This is a genomic window from Methylobacter sp. BlB1, assembly GCF_015476545.1.
Lineage (GTDB): Bacteria > Pseudomonadota > Gammaproteobacteria > Methylococcales > Methylomonadaceae > Methylobacter.
On sequence record NZ_JADMKV010000006.1, the window covers coordinates 62680 to 80989 of the forward strand.

General features: G+C 48.3%; 15 protein-coding genes. 5 read left to right on the forward strand and 10 right to left on the reverse strand.

What is annotated here, in order from left to right; genetic code table 11:
- Nucleotides 1-26: 26 nt before the first annotated feature.
- From IT781_RS04160 to soxC, 6 genes are all read right to left on the reverse strand, one after another.
- On the reverse strand, nt 27-740 hold the full coding sequence (locus IT781_RS04160; protein ID WP_194968878.1) for a WbqC family protein: 714 nt from the start codon (nt 738-740) through the stop codon (nt 27-29).
- 585 nt (nt 741-1325) lie between these two features.
- On the reverse strand, nt 1326-1970 hold the full coding sequence (locus IT781_RS04165) for an FMN-binding negative transcriptional regulator (RefSeq protein WP_194968879.1): 645 nt from the start codon (nt 1968-1970) through the stop codon (nt 1326-1328).
- Between the two features lie 74 nt (nt 1971-2044).
- Nucleotides 2045-2659 carry a hypothetical protein gene (locus IT781_RS04170; protein WP_194968880.1) on the reverse strand — a complete coding sequence of 205 codons (615 nt, stop codon included), beginning with the start codon at nt 2657-2659 and terminating at the stop codon, nt 2045-2047.
- Nucleotides 2660-3429: 770 nt separating this feature from the next.
- Nucleotides 3430-4119 (reverse strand): aquaporin Z, encoded by a 690-nt coding sequence (aqpZ, locus tag IT781_RS04175; RefSeq protein WP_194968881.1) that lies wholly within the window; start codon nt 4117-4119, stop codon nt 3430-3432.
- A gap of 251 nt (nt 4120-4370) precedes the next feature.
- Nucleotides 4371-4898, reverse strand: coding sequence for a c-type cytochrome (locus IT781_RS04180; protein ID WP_228778908.1), 528 nt, complete (start codon nt 4896-4898; stop codon nt 4371-4373).
- Nucleotides 4885-6147: a sulfite dehydrogenase gene (gene soxC, locus IT781_RS04185; RefSeq protein WP_194968882.1), complete on the reverse strand. Its 1263-nt coding sequence runs from the start codon at nt 6145-6147 to the stop codon at nt 4885-4887. The genes IT781_RS04180 and soxC overlap by 14 nt, the downstream gene beginning before the upstream one ends.
- 113 nt (nt 6148-6260) lie before the next feature.
- On the opposite strand from soxC, the gene IT781_RS04190 reads away from it, so the two are divergent.
- Both IT781_RS04190 and IT781_RS04195 read left to right on the forward strand, forming a co-directional pair.
- Entirely contained in the window at nt 6261-6668 is a 408-nt protein-coding gene (locus IT781_RS04190; protein WP_194968883.1) for a ketosteroid isomerase-related protein, read from the forward strand.
- An 83-nt stretch (nt 6669-6751) separates the two neighbouring features.
- Nucleotides 6752-7774 carry an FAD:protein FMN transferase gene (locus tag IT781_RS04195; protein WP_194968884.1) on the forward strand — a complete coding sequence of 341 codons (1023 nt, stop codon included), beginning with the start codon at nt 6752-6754 and terminating at the stop codon, nt 7772-7774.
- Nucleotides 7775-7958: 184 nt separating this feature from the next.
- Here IT781_RS04195 and IT781_RS04200 read toward each other — a convergent pair whose 3' ends face one another.
- From IT781_RS04200 to smc, 4 genes are all read right to left on the reverse strand, one after another.
- Complete coding sequence (locus IT781_RS04200; protein ID WP_228778909.1) at nt 7959-9131, reverse strand: OmpA family protein; 1173 nt, start codon at nt 9129-9131, stop codon at nt 7959-7961.
- A gap of 302 nt (nt 9132-9433) precedes the next feature.
- Nucleotides 9434-11380: a helix-hairpin-helix domain-containing protein gene (locus tag IT781_RS04205; protein ID WP_194968885.1), complete on the reverse strand. Its 1947-nt coding sequence runs from the start codon at nt 11378-11380 to the stop codon at nt 9434-9436.
- A gap of 6 nt (nt 11381-11386) precedes the next feature.
- Nucleotides 11387-12076 (reverse strand): cell division protein ZipA C-terminal FtsZ-binding domain-containing protein, encoded by a 690-nt coding sequence (locus IT781_RS04210; RefSeq protein ID WP_194968886.1) that lies wholly within the window; start codon nt 12074-12076, stop codon nt 11387-11389.
- Entirely contained in the window at nt 12076-15585 is a 3510-nt protein-coding gene (gene smc / locus IT781_RS04215; RefSeq protein WP_194968887.1) for a chromosome segregation protein SMC, read from the reverse strand. The genes IT781_RS04210 and smc overlap by 1 nt, the downstream gene beginning before the upstream one ends.
- Nucleotides 15586-15689: 104 nt before the next feature.
- On the opposite strand from smc, the gene queF reads away from it, so the two are divergent.
- The 3 genes from queF (at nt 15690) to IT781_RS04230 (ending at nt 18205) form a co-directional block, all read left to right on the forward strand.
- Entirely contained in the window at nt 15690-16079 is a 390-nt protein-coding gene (gene queF / locus IT781_RS04220; RefSeq protein WP_194968888.1) for a preQ(1) synthase, read from the forward strand.
- Between the two features lie 116 nt (nt 16080-16195).
- Nucleotides 16196-17056, forward strand: a complete 861-nt coding sequence (asd, locus tag IT781_RS04225) for an archaetidylserine decarboxylase (RefSeq protein WP_194968889.1) — start codon at nt 16196-16198, stop codon at nt 17054-17056.
- A 468-nt stretch (nt 17057-17524) separates the two neighbouring features.
- Nucleotides 17525-18205, forward strand: coding sequence for a PIN domain-containing protein (locus IT781_RS04230; RefSeq protein ID WP_228778910.1), 681 nt, complete (start codon nt 17525-17527; stop codon nt 18203-18205).
- The last annotated feature ends 105 nt before the right edge of the window (nt 18206-18310 follow it).

The following is an 18310-nucleotide window of genomic DNA, read 5'->3' on the forward strand; positions in this document are numbered from 1 at the left end:
ATGCTGCAGTGGTTCCTATACTGCCTTCAAACAAGCTCGTAGTTCACTAAATGAGGCTTCAACTCATCAATGGTATTGTTCATAATGAGATCAATTATGGAAAGGCCGCCCACGAATCCTTCGCCTCCCAATTGCTTATACTTCTCCAACTTCGCTTTAATGAATGAGAGATTTATACCCTTGTCGGAAAAGTATTGTTTATTGTAGAGCGCCGTTCCTCCTATTGGATTTATGTAATTTTCAGAGTCAAGCGACTTGACTATCGTAATAAGCCTGTCAGCTTTGTCGATACCTTTCGTTTCACCGAAACGTTCGGATGAAACCAGAAAGCTTTTCTCAATGTTTAACATTTCAAAGAAATCAGTCACAGATTTCATTGCCAATTGGCTGATTAAATCAATATCGGTATCCAATACTTTATCGACGTAACTCATGCCTACTTGATAGTTACATGCCTTGCTATAAGATTGTTCTAATTGCTTAATGAATTTCGATTTGAATTTTTTAATATCAAGTACATTGATATTCTTAATCAATTGAAAAGAGCTTCTTTTTCTCAATGGAATGGTAAACGTGTATGGAACTTTATTTAAAAGCAGTCGGTTTCTGTTAATCCACCCTTGCTTGATGTAATTGACATCGTCATAGAAAACGAATGTATCGCTTGCCTGCACCAGGCAATAATAGCCGATGTATGGAAATACGTAAGGCTGCATGATTGCAACGTTTTTTCCGTTCATGTTAAACACACCGTTTTAATGTACTAAAGGAAAAGTACCAAAGCCGACGTTTTCAATCACTTTTTTGCACTAGTGTTACGATGCGAAACTTCAATCGGATTGGTTTTGATGGTTGGCTTCGATGAACACTTCGTTCGCTTTAGCGTGATCAGTGTGAAGATTAATAGGAAAAAGTATTGCTATAAATGTGATTATGAGAAAAAAACTGTTTTTTCATGGGGCATCTCCTCTCTGACGGATTATTGAGCAGAACCTGATAGAAACAGGACGAAAACCTCTTCCTCGAGATTAAACGCTTGAACCATTTATGCAAGATGTGACTGATGCGGGAAATTTTTGTTCAAGATTTTTTAACCCATGGGGTCATAGATTAGATTGATAAGTCCGGCATGACGCTGCGCGCCATGATGGTTTTTACAGCACAGCAGCTCAGCTTACGAATGTTCTGCTTAAGATTTTTAATCTCGGAAATTTTGTCGCTTATCAACTTTACAGAGCCGGACATGAGTCTTTCGATCTCATCCGGCACCTATTGTACAACCGCCGCCTTGAAATTCAGGTGTTCAAAGAGATGTGTATGAAGGATCAACTCGCGTTTTTGGCGAAAGTCTCTATCAGTGTTGCCATGGATGCGGCATCAGAGGTGTCGCACGCCTTCAACCCTGAAATGACGCTGGCCTGATTCCGCTCCGGCTGATTCTGGCTCACTTTCCATTTGCCTGACAGTTTTGTAACGGTAATTTCAATGCCGACGATCGCCTCGATCAGCTTTTCCGTATACTCATAAGGCGCATCCGATACGGCCCATTGTTCGGAGAAAACCGCTTCGTTATGTGTGGTCAGCGCCTCGAGCTGGGAACGTAGCCATGAGGCATCATCAATAACACGCAGCCTGCCGTAAGCATGAACAACAGCATAATTCCAGGTAGGCACCACTTTTCCGGTCTCCTGCTTGGAAGCGTACCAGGATGGGGTAATGTAAGCATCCGGACCATGAAATATAGCCAGCACCTCAACATCTTTTGCCAGATCGAACCACATGGGATTGGAACGGGCGACATGGCCGCGCAAGACTCCGAACGGCGCCGGCTCTGCCGACACGAGCAGCGGGATGTGATTTGCATTCAGTCCGCTTGCGGACAGCGTAACCAGCGTAGCAAGTGGCCGGGCCCGAATCAGATCATGCATGACTTCGATTCTGGGCTCATCAAAATGCTTCGGTATGTACATGGATTTTTTCCCTTATATTCCATTAAAGACAGGCAAGAGCATATTGCCCAAGCCGCACCATTTTTTTTCGTTCCTTATAGTTTTGAAGCATCAACATATTTCTCACCGTTAAAAACGTAAGTCACATTTTTGGCGGGAACTATGGAAACGCCGTTTTCTCCACTTTCAGTGCCGGTGCGGGTGACCAGCAAATCAGGATATTCGGCATTCTCGCCAGGAACGATGGATAGAGTTCCTGTATAACGCCAACAGGGTATCGAACCGCCTTCATCAGAGGGCGCCTCATCACAGGCGCCGGAATTATCCGCATTTGTTTGAACATAGCCAAGATCGCGCCAGCTGTCTTTCGAGTAGGCGAACAGCGCCTTTCCTGATTCGAAAAACCCGCCCATGCCGCCTCCGGCATCAATCATAAATGCAATATTTTCGGGCGACAGTTGAAGTATTTCAGCTTGTTTCACTTCCGGGACATCGCCCCATTCCCCAAAATCGCCAAACTTTGGTTGTCTCGATACGGCCTGCCATTGTCCATCTACCTGCTTATAAGTGATTGCGCCCACTTTGACGCCCTGAGCATGCGCTTTGACGATCGCGCCGGATTGTGGGTCGATTTCCTGAGTTTTCGTGAAAATGACATGAAGCTCATCGTTGCCTAAGCTGAATGATTGTTCAAACCAGATGCTGCTCAATTCATTAGCCGAAATTCTGACCTTCCCGCCTGAATCGGGAATGCCGAATAACTCGCTCAAGGCTGCTGTATGATCAGGCACGGCAGACAGGTTTTGCGACAAAAATGCCGAATCTTGACCATCTTGCCGACTGTAAAAAAACACAGAGACAGCTATGGAAATAATCAATGCTCCAGCCAGAACGGCAATGAGTCTTGATTGTTTCAATGATAATTTTTGGTTCATTTTCTTTCTTATAAAATCCGTTAATCAAAAGATTGAAGCCCGACATTATGGGACGACCGGCCCCAAAGATGTGCACTAATTTTTCATGCAAATTTAAAGATTGCTTACGTTGCCGGGCAAATTACAAAACTTTACGGCTCAGATTATTTCATCCTTATGCTACAGGCTATTCTGGCTGGATGGCTGTATCAATAACAAGACAAACAATAAAGCATTTTTCAAACTATTCAATTCTGCACAAAAAGCCTCACCGGCATTTGTTCTGTTTGTCGTATTCTTAATAAAAACACCTCATCAGGCCAGAGATTTCCAGTAACTATATTCCCAATGATCTCAAGAAGAAAAATCATGGATTTGGAATTGTTGCCCGACTAACCGGCACATTACTCAATAAACTGCACAAGGACCAAGTCAAGCTGAATTTAATCAGTTCAACTAAGACAGCCATCCGTAAAAGCATGATTAGGATTTTTTAAGCTTGCTGAACTAGAAGCAGCTTCAGCGACGCATAGCGTCGTTGAAGCCATTGCTGGACATTAAATCTTTTAATCTTCCGTACTGCCAATAAAACGATAGATTACTGCACCCAGCAGCGCACCAATGATAGGAGCCAGCCAAAACAGCCATAGCTGAGCAACCGCCCAATCCCCGACATAAATTGCAACGCCTGTGCTACGTGCAGGATTTACTGAAGTATTGGTGACCGGAATGCTGATCAAGTGAATCAAAGTAAGACAAAAACCGATAGCGATGGGTGCCAAGCCCTGTGGTGCCCGTATATCTGTCGCACCGAGGATGACGAGCAGAAACATCATCGTCATCACGACTTCCGTGACTAAAGCTGCTAACAGAGAATAGCTGCCAGGCGAATGCTCCGCATATCCATTGGAAGCGAAGCCTGCCGAAACATCAAACCCTGCTTTGCCGCTGGCAATCAGATAAAGGATGCCTCCAGCTACAATAGCACCTAAGACTTGCGCCGCGATGTAAGGCAGTAATTGGCTTGCGGGAAAACGACCTCCAGCCCAGAGCCCGATGGAAACAGCAGGATTCAGATGACAGCCGGAAATATGCCCGATTGCGTAAGCCATGGTCAGCACTGTCAAACCGAAAGCCAGCGCAACCCCAAGAAAGCCAATACCAAGATCAGGGAATGCCGCAGACAGTACCGCACTGCCACATCCGCCGAGGACAAGCCAGAATGTCCCGAAGAATTCAGCAATATATTTTTTCATACTCCTCTCCTTAATTTATGATTATTTTTCTTAACGCAATAACTAAGCCGCCACGAAGGAAAACGTAATGAAATTTACTTAAATTTCATGTAATAAGCTTTTATTTTTAAAAATAAAACCAAGTTTATATTCTAGACGCCACAAGTCAAGAATTTAATCATCAGTTCTTCCCTGGCGAATTTATGCGATTCAAACTTTATTCTATTCATCCAGAGCGAAACATAACGAAGCGGGCAATTTATTAGAACCGCTTATTTTTGAGGTAGCCAATCTCGTATGAATCCGTCTCTATTCGGCATTTGAACTTTAGGCAATGTTTGGGCATTCATGACATCAATCTCCGTGATAATCCCATTCAGATAGAGCAGATAGGCAGTGACGGCATACAATTGATCATGGCTCAAACTGCCAGGCGCATCCAATGGCATCGCCCGGCGTGTGAAATCGAAAATTGTCGTCGCATAAGGCCAATAGGTACCAATCGTCTTATCGGGAGGATTATCGGTCAATGAATGCCGGGCACCGGCCAGTTCGTCAGCGCTGCCGCCTGAGCCTTCGACGCCATGGCAAGACAGGCAATAAGCTTCGTAAACCTGTTTGCCTTTGACGGCATTGCCGCTGCCTTCAGGGAGCCCTTCCCCATCGGGGAAAACATCGATGTTCCAGCTCTTAACCAGATTCTCGGGCGCAGGCTTGCCCAGATTGGGGCCGACATTCGCCGACTGTGCTGCATGACAGAGCAATAAGCAAAAACAGAACAGCAAATTACGCATAAACATGGCTGACGCTCCCTTCCGGCGATATTTCCCAGCTGACAATGGCGTTGTAATGAAAATAGCCGTGCCGGCCGCGCTGGGCGATCAACGCATCGCGCTCCGGCTGCACATAGCCTGTCTCATCAATGGCCCGGCTTTTTAATATGGTTTTCTCGCCATCCCACTGCCAGGGAATCCTGAACCGCGTAAAACATTTAGATAGCACCGGCTCCTGAAGTTGCGCCTCGGCCCAGGTCTGGCCGCCGTCCGCCGAGACTTCAACCTTGACGATTTTGCCGCGGCCGCTCCAGGCCAGGCCGCTGATCTGGTATAAACCTTTCCTATCGAGCTTGTGGCCGAATGATGGATTGGTTATCAGCGATTTGGCCTCCATAACAAAAGTAAACTGTCGCGATTTTCCGGAAGGCAACAGCTCGGTATATTTCGCCGTTTCATTTCGAGCCATGGTCGGCCTGTTAGTGACATGCAGGCGCCTCAGCCATTTGACGTTCAGCACGCCTTCCCAACCCGGCACGATCAGGCGCAAGGGATAGCCGTTCTCCGGCCTGATGCGCTCGCCGTTTTGGTAGATAGCCAGCAGACAATCGTCGAGCGCTTTTTCCAGAGGGATACTGATATTCATGACAGCGGCATCGGCGCCTTCTGCTATCAGCCATTTTGCCCTGCCCTTGACTTTGGCTTCATCAAGCAGTGTCCGTAAAGGAACGCCCGTCCACTCACTGCACGAAGCCATGCCATGAAAATAGCCAACGGCGGTCTGAATGGGTTCATCGCGCCACCCCGCGTTGCTGTTGCCTCCGCATTCCACGAACGAGTAGCAGGACTGCATCGGATAACGCAGCAGTGTTTGCATATCGAAGATCAGCGCCTTGCTCACCAGGCCGTGAATCAGCAGCTGATGTTTATCGGGATCAATCTGCGGCACGCCGTTATGATGACGCTCAAAATGCAGCCCGCTGGGCGTGATGATGCCTTCCAGGTCCTGTAGCGGCGTCCACGAAACTCCATTGCCGGGCGCCATGCTGTTGCCCATGGTCCAGCGGATGGTTTTGCGCTCATGCAAAGAGGGCTGGCCGTAATTGGAAAAAGGCTCGCCCGGTTTCTGCATCCACGGCAAACGTTCCTCATCGCTAGCTAAAGCTTCAGGCGCTAAAGCGACAGCGACCGAAAAAGATAGTCCGCGCTTTAAAAACAAACGCCGATCCAATAAACCGCCGCCGGCAACGGGCTGCAAATCGGTTTGCCGAGCCATATCAAAACTCCTGCCAATCATTAATCAAAACTAATTTATTGCAAAATAATAAGTCAAAAACGCGGTTTAATTATAAAATAGGCGGCATTTTTAACTTGACCGATAGGATCACTATGAACCAAGACAGCATTAAACTGATAGAACAATATTATGCCGCTTTCAACAAAGGAGACATGGATACTTTTCTAAACCTGCTCACTGACGATGTCATCCATGACATTAACCAAGGCAGACGCGAAATCGGCAAGGATGCATTCAAGCAGTTCATGGGCGGCATGAACAACAGTTACAAAGAAGAGCTCGTCGATATGGTGATCATGGCAACTGCGGACGGCACCCGCGCCGCAGCTGAATTTGTCGTATTGGGCGAATACCTGAAAACCGACGAAGGCTTGCCTGAAGCAAAAGGCCAGAAATATCGCCTGCCGGCCGGCGCTTTTTTTGAAATCCGCGATAACAAAGTCGCGCGTATTACCAACTACTACAATCTGCAAGACTGGATTGCGCAAGTCAGCAAGTAGTCTTGGTGACTTTCTCTGAGACGGAACCATGCTGCCGTTCTGCCGGGTAAATACGAATCTGATATTTAGTTTGAGTGCACGCCATGAAATACATTCTTAACCTGATCTTGACTTTATCGCTGGCCGGCTGCGGAAACGCGCCTGGCGAGCTTGAACTGGAAGGACTGGCTCAGGGCACCAGCTATCATATCAAGTTCGTCCCGGCCGAAAATACTGATGCCAGCGCAGTGCATCGAGAAATCGATGCACTGCTGGCGAAAATCGACCTGCAGCTTTCCAACTATCGGGATGACTCGGAAGCATCCCGTTTCAATCAGCAGCAAGGCACTGACTGGGTGACGGTTTCGCCGGCGCTGCCGGAATTGGTCAGCATTGCCCAAGTGGTGCATGGCAAATCTCACGGTTGCTATGACCTGACCGTCAAACCGTTGCTGGAAGCTTGGGGTTTTTTCAAGCACGAGGAGCGCATGCCCAGTGATGAGGAAATTATCGCCGCTAAAAACAAAGTCGGCCTGGATAAGATCGAAGCCGACAGCAAGGGCGGACGCCTGCGCAAAAAAGACGGCGCCATGCAGATCGATTTCTCCTCCATTGGCCAGGGCTATTCAGTTGGTCAAGTGGCGACCCTGCTGGAAAGCCGCGGCATCACTAATTACCTGCTGGAAATTGGCGGTGAAATGAAAGTACGCGGCAAGAAAGCCGATGGCTCTCATTGGCGTGTGGCGATAGAAAAACCGGTGCCCGGAGGACGGCATGAGCTGCAACGCATTATCGAAGTACCGACTGACCGCGCTATGGCTATCATGACTTCAGGCAGCTACCGCAATTTCTTTGAGAGCGACGGCAAAGTCTATTCCCACATTGTCTCCCCTTCGACCGGCAAGCCTGTTGATCATCATCTCCTATCGGTAAGCGTGCTGCACGACGACCCCACCTGGGCCGATGCCTGGTCCACGGCGCTGTTATGCCTGGGTGAAAAAGAAGGGCCTCAGCTGGCCGCGGCGGAAGGTTTGAAAGCGTTCTTCATTTATGGCGAAAATGGCAATTTAAAGGAAATCACCAGTCCTGCCCTCAGCCAAGAGCACTTCGTTAATTTACCGAAGTAGCCGGGCACCTGCCTGTTGAAGCACTATCAATATCCCTGGAGTTTATGCGTTGACGGCTGCTGCGCTTGTGCGTGAAGGTGGGCTCTGAAGAATTTATTTTCCCGAATAATAAAAAAAACCCGCCTTAACAGCGGGTTTTTTTATTACATGAAAGACAACTAAACTTTCGAATTCAAGACTTTATTTAATCGCCGATCCAGATTAACTCAACGCGACGGTTCTGAGCTTTGCCTTCTTCTGTGCTGTTGTCAGCCACAGGGAAGTCTTCGCCGTAACCTTTAGCATATAATTTGTTGGTCACACCTTTGCTCTTGAGATATTTGGCAACCGCTTGCGAGCGTTTCTGCGACAGTTTCATGTTATAAGCACTGGTTCCTTCGCTGCTGGTATGACCTTGTACTTCAATGTCTTTTTTATCTGACGTGGCAATCAGATTCGCAGCGACGCCATCCAGAACAGTTTTCGCATTTTCGGTCAACTGGGCTGAGTTGTGCTCGAAGTTTACGCCTTTCAGTTCGATACTCATTGGACAGCCATTGAAATCAATTTTGCTGCCTTTCATCGTATCAGGACATTTGTCCTGGCAATTGTTGACGCCGTCGCCATCGGAATCCTGGGTCGAACAATCTGGAACTGCCGCAACCGGCGGAGCCACAGGTATTTCTGATTTCACTGCAGATCTCGGCTTGGCGCCAAACGGCATGACGAAACCAACATTAACTGTCATGTCATGGTACTCGTCGGTGCCGGGAAGCAAATGCGCATTGAAATTGTTGTTGTAACGGTAGCGCACATCGCTGCGGATCAAGAAGTTGTCGTGCAGTTCATAGGTAAAACCGACACCCGTCTCGCCAGTAATGGATGCACCGCTATCGCCTAGAACGCTGGTGTTCATGCCGCCTAAACCAACCACTGCATAAGGCGAGAATTTATCGCGGAAGAAATAATATTGAAGATCAGCTGAGCCGCCGGTCAGATCCCAACGTCCGCCTTGTCCAGTCGTAGGATTGGAATAACCGCCAAAGCCCTGATAAAAGCCTCTCAGCTCGATGTTAAAATGTTCATTCAACATTTTGCCGAAGCCCATACCGCCGCCCCAGCCATCTTTCGCAGCTCGATCACCGCCGGTTTTGATAAAAGTACCGAAAGGCGCAATATACCAGCGTTTATCAACGGTAGAGTCGTAATCTTGAGTATCATCGGCCTGCGCAACCGATACAATGCTCATGCCTGATAATGCAAGCGCAAGTAAACGTGTTTTTATCTTACCATTTTTATTTGCAATTCCAGCGTCAGTTTTAACGCTCAACTCATGCATTTGCGCCGTTTGTTTTTTATTTTCATCTTGTGTTTGCATAGACTTAATCCTTAAATGTTGATTTGCGTTTGCACGTTAATTTCTATTCGGCTAGCACTGCTCCAAATGCCGATGCTCGACCAGTAGTTCTTCCTGTGGGATAGTATAACCGTTGTTTAAAAATAATAAAGTGTAGTTTAAGCGCAACAGCCAAAAAATTACGCAAAAGAACACATAAACTGTGTTGCAAAAATACGACACAATGCAAAAATAAAACTTATTTGATTAATTTATGCATGCAATTCCAAGACTTATAATTGAGGATTGGAATTAGAAATATTATTGGGTATGCAAACTGAAAATCATCCTCTTACCAAGGCCAGATACTCTTCTTCACTGATCACGCGGACGCCTTTCTGCATAGCCGCGTTGACTTTTGAAGCGCCCACCTCGGAGCCTGTCACCAGATAATCGGTTTTTCCTGTGACTGAATCCGCAACTTTGGCGCCCAGGCGCTTGGCCTCTTTTTTCATATCGTCGCGCTTGCCATGCTGCATCGTGCCGGTAAAAACGATTGTCTTGCCTGCAACCGGACTACTTGTCTGCGACTGCTCCCTTATCAAAGCGGTACGGATCAGATTGAAGCCTAATTGATAAATCTGCATAAAGTCATGCTCGACTTTTTTAAGAGACTCGACCACCGCTACGGCGGTTTTTTCCGCGAAGCCTTCAATAGCGGTGATATCCTCAACCGTTAATTTGAAGATATCCGTCAGATGGTAATGCTGCAGCAGCCGCTCACAATTGCCCAGCCCCATTCTGTAGATGCCGAATGCTCCCAGGAAACGCCAGTCTTCTATCGCTTCGGTTCGGCTGCGCTGCAATTGATCCAATAAGTTCTGAGCGGTTTTCTCTCCGAATCCCATGCTCTGCAGTTGATCTGAATTCAATCGATAAATCGCATGCACCGAGTTAATCCCTGCGGCATGCAGTTTCTCGATCGTTTTGAGGCCGAATCCGTCGACATTGGCCAAGGTCCTGAAAAAATGCTCAATCGTATTTTCAATTTGTGCAGGGCATTGCGTCGTGTTCAAACAATACAGATAATCGCTGTCCCAGACCAGTTCGCTGCCGCAACTGGGGCATTTATCGGGAATTTGCGGGGATTGCGGCGTAATGACGCGTTCAATTTTGGGTATAACGAGGCCGCTACGGGTCAGCTCAATGACAGTGCCCGGGCCTATGCCTTGAGCCTTGACCATTCCATAATGGTGAGCGGTTGCTCTGGAAATCATGGCGCCGCTGAGCCTTGTAGGCTCCAGTTCAGCAACCGGATTGACACGCCCTGAACGCGAAGTTTGCGGCGTAACCTCTAATACTTTGACAATAGCTGTCTCGATATTGTTTTTATAGGCAATCTGCCAGCGATGATGATGCCGTGTTGCGCCCATATGCCTTTTTACTGCATCATGCGTTACCTCAAAAATAACGCCATCGACATCATAATCAACCAGATAATGGACTTTTTCGACAATATCATGGAAATTTGTCCGAATTTCCGTAGCAGATCCATACCAGTCGGGCAGTTGTGAAAACGGATAAAAGACCGCTGCGTGATTCTGTATGGCTTCCAGAGCATGCGGCTCCAGCTCTTTTTCCCGGATGATGCTGGCCTGGAAGTTACGGGCATTTTCGAAATAATCAGCCAGGTAGGTATTGAAATAGGCCTGGCCTACAACAATTTCACCTGCTCCCTGTCCTCTTTTGCCGTTGCCGCCAACGATCAGCCCGCGTTCAAAAACCCGGCTGATATCAGTGCCTTTACGCCCATCACCACGCGTGTACAAGATTTTGCCGTCATCATAAGCTGCATAACCATCCAGTTTTGGAGTAGCTCTGAAAATCAATGAGAAAGGATCGACATTGATTTCTTCAGCAGCCTTCTCAATGCGTGTCAGCCATCGGTTAATCTCTTCCTGACTGTAGGCTTTGTCAGTGGACAACATTCTCTCTGGCAAAGTGACCGTCTTGCCGACAAAAGCTTTTTCCGGCTCGACCGCTTCCAGATAAGGATGATGCGGATGCCGGTGCTGCAGCTCGGCCAGAAAAACCGAATCATAAATATAATCAGAAATGATTGGCTCGCCGCCGCGATATAACGCATTGCAGATTTTCAAAAATTCAAGCAGTTGCTCATCCGTAAGCTGGCTGGCATCGGCCTGCGCGGCGGTCTGCTCGATAAATTCGAGTGACAGCACTTTATCCAAATCCGCTTCATGCAGGATTTTTAGTTGTTCACTGTTAAGCATCGGCGCTTACAAACTCTGCCGAATCATTTGAATTGTAGCTTCGGTCAAAGGCTGTCTTTGATGATCCCGGATCACGCCATTCAATTCCGCCGCCAATAACTGAATTGTTTGCACATAATCGTCAAAAACAGCCTGCGCATTATCTACCGCTTCAGGCTGCATAAAAAACACGATGCCCGGCGTGTAGAATGTGTCCAGATTCTTGGACGGGAAAGTGCCTGATTCAACCATGCTGGCGACGCCAAAATCGACCAGCCGGTTAGCATCCAGGCGTTCAAAAATTTTCAGACTGCCGTATTCAAGGCCGACCATTTCAAGCGCATTCACCAGATCAACGCCGTTGAAGCCCTCCTCGTCTCTGGCGATCAGGCTGAACTGGATGATCTTGGGCGCGACAAAGCGGGACTGAGGTTCGCCATAGTCTTCGTCATCCGACTCATAATAATCGTCATCAATTTCGTATTGCGCTGATTTTGCCGCATGAGCGCCGCGTTTATCGGAAGATGCAATATCAAAGTCGTCATCATCCTCTTGGAATGCCAGCGCTTCATCAGCGCCTTTCAAGATATCTTCACCCTCATACCCCTCCATGTCATGCTGCGCTTTTCTGTTTCTGATGTAAGCCCACAGCAACATGCCGATTATGACGAGCAACCCGGTTGCAATAATTACAATTCTCAATATTTCTTTATCCATTAGTTTTCCGCCAAACTCACTGCTTCTTCAATATCAACCGCGACCATCCGGGAGACACCCGGCTCTTTCATAGTAACACCTGCCAACTGTTTTGCAATTTCCATCGTGGCCTTGTTATGGGAAATATATAAAAACTGAACAGATGCCGACATTTCTTCAACCATTCGTGAAAATCTTCCGACATTGGCATCATCCAAAGGCGCATCCACCTCATCCAGCAAACAGAAAGGCGCCGGATTGAGCTCAAAGATCGAAAACACCAGCGCTACCGCTGTCAATGCTTTCTCGCCGCCTGACAGCAAATGAATGGAACTGTTCTTTTTGCCGGGAGGCCGAGCAATGATATTGACGCCGGTCTCCAGCAAATCCTGCTCAGTCAGTTCCAGATAGGCCTGGCCGCCTCCGAACAACTTAGGGAATTTTTCCTGCAAGCCGTTGTTGATTTTATCGAAAGTTTCCTTAAAACGCAGTCGGCTTTCCTTGTCAATTTTACTGATTGCCTGCTCCAGCGTTTGCAGAGCCTCCATCAGATCCGCATGCTGCTCATTAAGAAAATTCATGCGTTCCGACTGCGATTTGTATTCTTCTATGGCCGTCAGGTTAATCGTGCCCAAGCGCTCAATTTGAGCCGATAAATCATCGACTTTTCTTTTCCAGCTTTGCTCTTCGGCCTGCTCGGACAGATTTTTCAGCACCTGCTCGGCATCGGCATCGATTTCCTTGAGCTGTTCATTGACTGTCTGCTGACGGACCTTGCTTTCCTGCAGTTCAAAGCGGATTTTATCAAGCGCCTCCTTTTGCATGTCCAGCGCTCTTTGGGCTCGAACCTGCTCTTCCGATAATTGCGCAATCACCGATTCGATTTCTTCCTGGGCCTGACGCTGCGTTTTAAGATCTGCCTCCAGCTTGTCCTTATTTAAATAGAGCTGTTCCAGTCGCTTTTTCTCTTCATCCAGCGGCGCCAGAGTCTGCTGTAACTTTCTCTCCAGCTCGGCGATGCGCGCAACCGATTGCTGATGCTGCATCTGCAGTCGCTCAATCTGCCTGGCAGTCAGGCTTTCCGAAGACTTTAACGATTCAACCTGCGCCCTGATACTGTAGACCTGCTGCCGGGCTTCATGGACAGACTGTTCGGCGTCATGTTGCCGCGATTGTAGCTCCTGATTCAGCAAATCCAGGCTTTGCCTTTTCTGTTCCAGCTCTGCCAGAGCCTGTTCGGCTTCTTCCTGCAGTAAGCGGGACTCTGCGATCAGCGCGGCGTTTTCGGTATTTTCATGGACAATATCTTCTATTTCGCTGCTGATTTGGGCGAGCCTGCGTTGCTGATGTTCCCAGCGTGCAGAATAGGCGCTGAATTCGGCATTTTTAAGCGATAGCTCCGAACCGAGACTGCTGTCCTGACGTTGCATCGCTTCACGATTGACTTCCGCTTCTTTCAAGCTCGCCTCAGTCGCTTCCAGCTGATCTTCGAAATCTGCGATTTCAAACTGCAGCGACTCCTGCCGCTGTTTCAACAGACGCAACTCTTTCTCGCGCTGCAACACGCCGGCTTTGCTGTCCTTGGTACGGATGATTTTCAGCCAGCCCGGACCGAACCAGGTCCCGTCTGGCGCAATGACCGACTCATGAGGTTTGATCTCGGCTGACAAGTTTCTTGCCGCTTCGAGCGTATCGGCACAGTAAACCCCGGACAGCAGATCGCTTAAGTCCCACGGCGCCCTCACTTTATCGACCAACCGTACAAATGGCGCGCCTGCTTCAGCCGGTTTTCTGCGGCCCGTTTCGACAAGTGTCAACGATTCGTTTGCCAAATGCGGCAAGCCTGGGATGATTTGATCGGCGCTGTCGATGCAGATCGCTTCCAGATAGCTGCCCAGCACGGTTTCCACGGCCGTTTCCCAGCCGGATTCCACTTCCAGGAATTCGGCCAGACGCTGATTTTTAACCAGATTCATTTGTTCCAGCCAGGCACTCAGATTTTTATTGTCCTTGCCCATGGCGTGCTGCTGCAGCAATTCCAGCGATGTGATCTTGCCTTTGACGCTGTGCATTTCCGAACGGCGCGCATGCAGTTCATCATGCAGGTGCTTGACCTGCTGCCGCTGCTCTCGAATTTGCTGATGAAGCTGTTCCAGCTGACTGTGCAGATCGGCGCGCTGCGATTCAATCAGCTCGATGCCGGCATCCAGCGTCTCGATATCGGTTTGCAGCTGGCTCGATGACAGCTCATCGCGCTCACCGTGCAACTTATCGAGGCGTGTCTGCAATTGCCGGCTCTGGTTTTCCAGCTGCACGGTTTTTACACGGTGCACTTCCGCCTGTTCTTTATATTTCGCGCTTTCAGTCCGGTAGGCATCCCATTGCTGCTGCCAGGATGTTCTCTGGTGCTGCGATTCCTGCTGGAGTTGCACAACCTCGTCCTGCCTTTCCTCCGCAACAATCAGCGCTTCTTCGGCCTCTTCCAGCGCCTGTCTGATTTCTTCCAACTGCTGCATATCGGCCTGAAGCTCACTCAGCGCCTGCTCGGCCTGCTGACGCGAGCGATTGATTTCCAGCTGGGTTTCTTCATGGCTCATTTCATTGTGCTTGATCGCCTGTTCGAGACCGCTGACTTCCGCCACAACCTGATAATATTCGCCCTGCGAACTGTTGGTATGCTGCTGCTGAACCTTGTGCTCTACTCGCTTGTCTTCCAAACTGTTATTGATATCGCGCAGCTGAACGAACAAGCGATTATGCTCGGCCGCAATGTCCTGCAGTCTTGTTTCCAGCTGTTGCGCGGCCTGATGATAAGCATTCCAGCGCATCGCCAGCAGTTCCAGCCTGAACTGGCGTTCCTGCTTTTTGAGTTCGGTGTATTTTTCGGCTTTTTCGGCCTGCTTTTGCAGATGTTTGAGCTGTTTCTCGACTTCCTCGCGTAGATCGCTCAGCCGTTCCAGATTTTCGCGCGTATGCTTCATGCGCGCTTCGGTTTCGCTACGCCGCTCCTTGTATTTGGAGATGCCGGCCGCTTCTTCGATATGCATCCTCAAATCTTCGGGCTTGGCTTCCACCATACGCGAGATCGTGCCCTGCTCGATGATGGCATAACTGCGGGAGCCCAGCCCCGTGCCCAGAAATATATCGGTAATATCCTTGCGCCGGCAGCGCGAGCCGTTCAGCATGTACAAGGATTGACCGTCGCGGCTGACCTGGCGCTTGATGGCGATGGTGTCGTATTGCGCATACTCGCCGCCCAGCTTGCTTTCGCTGTTGTCAAAGACCAGTTCGACCGAAGCCGTGCTGACCGGTTTGCGCCCGGATGAGCCGTTAAAAATCACATCCGTCATACTGCCGCCGCGCAAATGTTTGGCCGAGCTCTCGCCCATGACCCAGCGCACCGCATCAATAATATTGGATTTACCGCAGCCATTAGGCCCGACTATCGCCGTCAGATTGCCGTTGATCGGGATGACCGTCGGATCGACAAACGATTTGAAACCTGAAAGCTTGATTTTTTCCAGTTTCATAACTGGTATGAATATCCCTGTATTTGAATTAAAATAACCGCTTATTATTCACGATATTCAGCTGAGTTTCGACTTTTTTATTTACTTTTATCTACCAAGCAACGATGACAACACGACCCAGCAAAGACCTAGAAACTTTCGATAACCCGCAACGGGACCGCGATTATACGATACGCATTGACATTCCAGAATTCACCTGCCTGTGCCCTAAGACCGGCCAGCCGGATTTCGCCAAGATCACGATCGAATATGTACCGGCGGCGCTATGCGTGGAATTGAAATCGCTGAAGTTATATATGTGGTCTTTCCGCGAACAAGGCGCTTTTCATGAAGCCGTCACCAACGAAATCCTGAATGACATCGTCAGAGCCATATCGCCCAATTTCATGCGCATCCGCGCCGAATTCAACGTCCGGGGCGGCATTTATACGACCGTCGTCGTAGAGCATAGAAACAGAGACTGGCGCGCGCCGGAACTGGTCCATCTGCCTTAATCGGAAGAATCTGATTACACTAGCGATATTGCCGTCGCTTTATGATGCGTCGGCAATATCGCTCCGGAAATGACTGACAAAGCGCAATAAGCCGCAAAATATCTGACACTACCTTCATGAACATAAAAGAAGCCCTGACGACATTACCGCAATACGCTCTGCCTCATCATACCTTATCCCAGATGATGAGCGTACTGACGCATTCTGAGAACCGGATCTGGAAAAACCTGTTCATCAAACAGATCATCAGACATTACGGCGTCAACATGGATGAAGCACTGGAGCAGGACATCAATGCCTTCAAAAGCTTTAACCATTTCTTTACACGCGAGCTCAAGCCGGGCGTCCGGACTTTCTGCGCCGACAGAAACGCCATTGCCTGCCCTGCCGACGGCGCCGTCAGCCAGGCGGGCGCGATTACTGACGGCGATATCTTTCAGGCCAAGGGCAAAAGCTTTACCGCCACGGATCTGCTGGGCGGCAGCCCGGAGCGCGCCGAACCGTTTAACAACGGCTCCTTCACGACGATTTATCTGTCGCCGAAAGACTATCACCGCCTGCACATGCCATTGTCCGGCACGCTAAAAGAAATGGTGCACATTCCAGGCCGTCTGTTCAGCGTCAATGCCGCCACGACCAATTCCGTACCGGGTCTGTTCGCCAGAAACGAACGCGTCGCAGCTATCTTCGACACCGAGGTGGGCCCAATGGCGCTGGTGCTGGTTGGCGCGATTTTTGTCTCCAGCATTGAAACTGTCTGGCACGGCGTCGTATCGCCGCCCACCATAACCTCCGTGCGCAGCTGGCAATACAATGAAGATGCTCTGACTTTGAAAATCGGCGAAGAAATGGGCCGCTTCAATATGGGCTCCACAATTATTGTTTTGTTCGGCAAGGATAAAATTCAGTGGGATGCTGAATTCAAGGCCGGCAAGACGGTTAGACTGGGTGAGCAGATTGGCAGGGCTTTGGTTTAATCATCAGTCAGTGGAATAGTTTAATGGTGGGCACCGAAAAATAAGTGCCCATCATTAATCCGAATACTTCACCGAAATCATAAAGCCCCTGAAGAAAATCACGGGTTTACCATCATCTCCTTATAACGCCTTGAAGCTCATCAGGCAATATTTACAAGTATTTGAATTTCAAAATCTTCGCATATTACGCGTACTTCGTGGCGAAATATTCAGACTAAACTATAATTAGCCTCGGTTCGGCTTAAGTCTTAGAAGAAATGTTAATAAATCGACCCGATGCTCGTGTAGTGCGAATTCACTTGTGCCCCAAGGCATTCGCACGGCAACTGCTCGCTCTATCTCTCGAGCTCGGGCGTCAGGTCGAATGAATTCGACCCTACAGTTTCTCTCTTCTTATTCCGAATTCAGGTTAATTATCTGCCAAAAGCACTAAAAAATATCTCTTACCCAACAAAATACAAAAATGGCATGATAGAAAAGGATTTTATGTCAACCGAATCCGAAAATAACAATCATCAAACAAACCTGCGTCCCAAGGTTTTACTCATAGATCTTGAAAATTGCCCCAGCCAGATCGAACAGTTACAAGAAGATTTGTCGACTTTTCAGCAAGTCATGATTTGCTATGCGAACCATACGCCTAAAATTCCTCTGGACTGGCTGATTACATTATCGGCAGCAGTCAACAACAATAAGCTGAAAATAGTCAGAATGGAGAACGGCGGCAAAAACTCTGCTGATTTTGGAATCTGCTTTTTCGCTGGCGTACTCATGCAAAGCCTGCCTAAGGAAACCCATTTTGTTATTGTGTCCAATGACAGCGATTTAGATCATGTGGTAAGGCTTTTAATTAGCCAGGAGCGTTCTGCTGAACGTATAGGTAAAAAGAAAGAAGAGATTCAAGCAAAAGTCTGTGAAAACAATGGACCACTCAGCGCTTATTGCGCTCATTTAATATCGCACAGCAAGAATCGTCCGACCAAAGAGGCCTCGCTTGTCAACAGTATAAAGAGTAAGTTTAATGATACGCCATCTATTGCAACAAACATTTTAGGCTTATTGCTAAATCAATCTGCTATCAAAATTGAGAATGGCAAAGTTATATACAACGAACAAAGAATAGTAAGGCTGGCTAATACAAACCATTAAACACAGAACTTAGCAGTTTGCCTGTTCAACCGCCGAAACAAGTGGTTTTAAAACCTGTGGGGGCGACTTCAGTCGCCCATTCAGATAAAAGGCGACTACCAACAG

Bases quoted from the DNA above. Each gene is read 5' to 3' on its own strand.
- IT781_RS04160 (WP_194968878.1), bottom strand. From the start codon at position 740: ATGAACGGAAAAAACGTTGCAATCATGCAGCCTTACGTATTTCCATAC.
- IT781_RS04165 (WP_194968879.1), bottom strand. From the start codon at position 1,970: ATGTACATACCGAAGCATTTTGATGAGCCCAGAATCGAAGTCATGCAT.
- aqpZ (WP_194968881.1), bottom strand. From the start codon at position 4,119: ATGAAAAAATATATTGCTGAATTCTTCGGGACATTCTGGCTTGTCCTC.
- IT781_RS04180 (WP_228778908.1), bottom strand. From the start codon at position 4,898: ATGTTTATGCGTAATTTGCTGTTCTGTTTTTGCTTATTGCTCTGTCAT.
- soxC (WP_194968882.1), bottom strand. From the start codon at position 6,147: ATGGCTCGGCAAACCGATTTGCAGCCCGTTGCCGGCGGCGGTTTATTG.
- IT781_RS04190 (WP_194968883.1), top strand. From the start codon at position 6,261: ATGAACCAAGACAGCATTAAACTGATAGAACAATATTATGCCGCTTTC.
- IT781_RS04195 (WP_194968884.1), top strand. From the start codon at position 6,752: ATGAAATACATTCTTAACCTGATCTTGACTTTATCGCTGGCCGGCTGC.
- IT781_RS04200 (WP_228778909.1), bottom strand. From the start codon at position 9,131: ATGCAAACACAAGATGAAAATAAAAAACAAACGGCGCAAATGCATGAG.
- IT781_RS04205 (WP_194968885.1), bottom strand. From the start codon at position 11,380: ATGCTTAACAGTGAACAACTAAAAATCCTGCATGAAGCGGATTTGGAT.
- IT781_RS04210 (WP_194968886.1), bottom strand. From the start codon at position 12,076: ATGGATAAAGAAATATTGAGAATTGTAATTATTGCAACCGGGTTGCTC.
- smc (WP_194968887.1), bottom strand. From the start codon at position 15,585: ATGAAACTGGAAAAAATCAAGCTTTCAGGTTTCAAATCGTTTGTCGAT.
- queF (WP_194968888.1), top strand. From the start codon at position 15,690: ATGACAACACGACCCAGCAAAGACCTAGAAACTTTCGATAACCCGCAA.
- asd (WP_194968889.1), top strand. From the start codon at position 16,196: ATGAACATAAAAGAAGCCCTGACGACATTACCGCAATACGCTCTGCCT.
- IT781_RS04230 (WP_228778910.1), top strand. From the start codon at position 17,525: ATGATAGAAAAGGATTTTATGTCAACCGAATCCGAAAATAACAATCAT.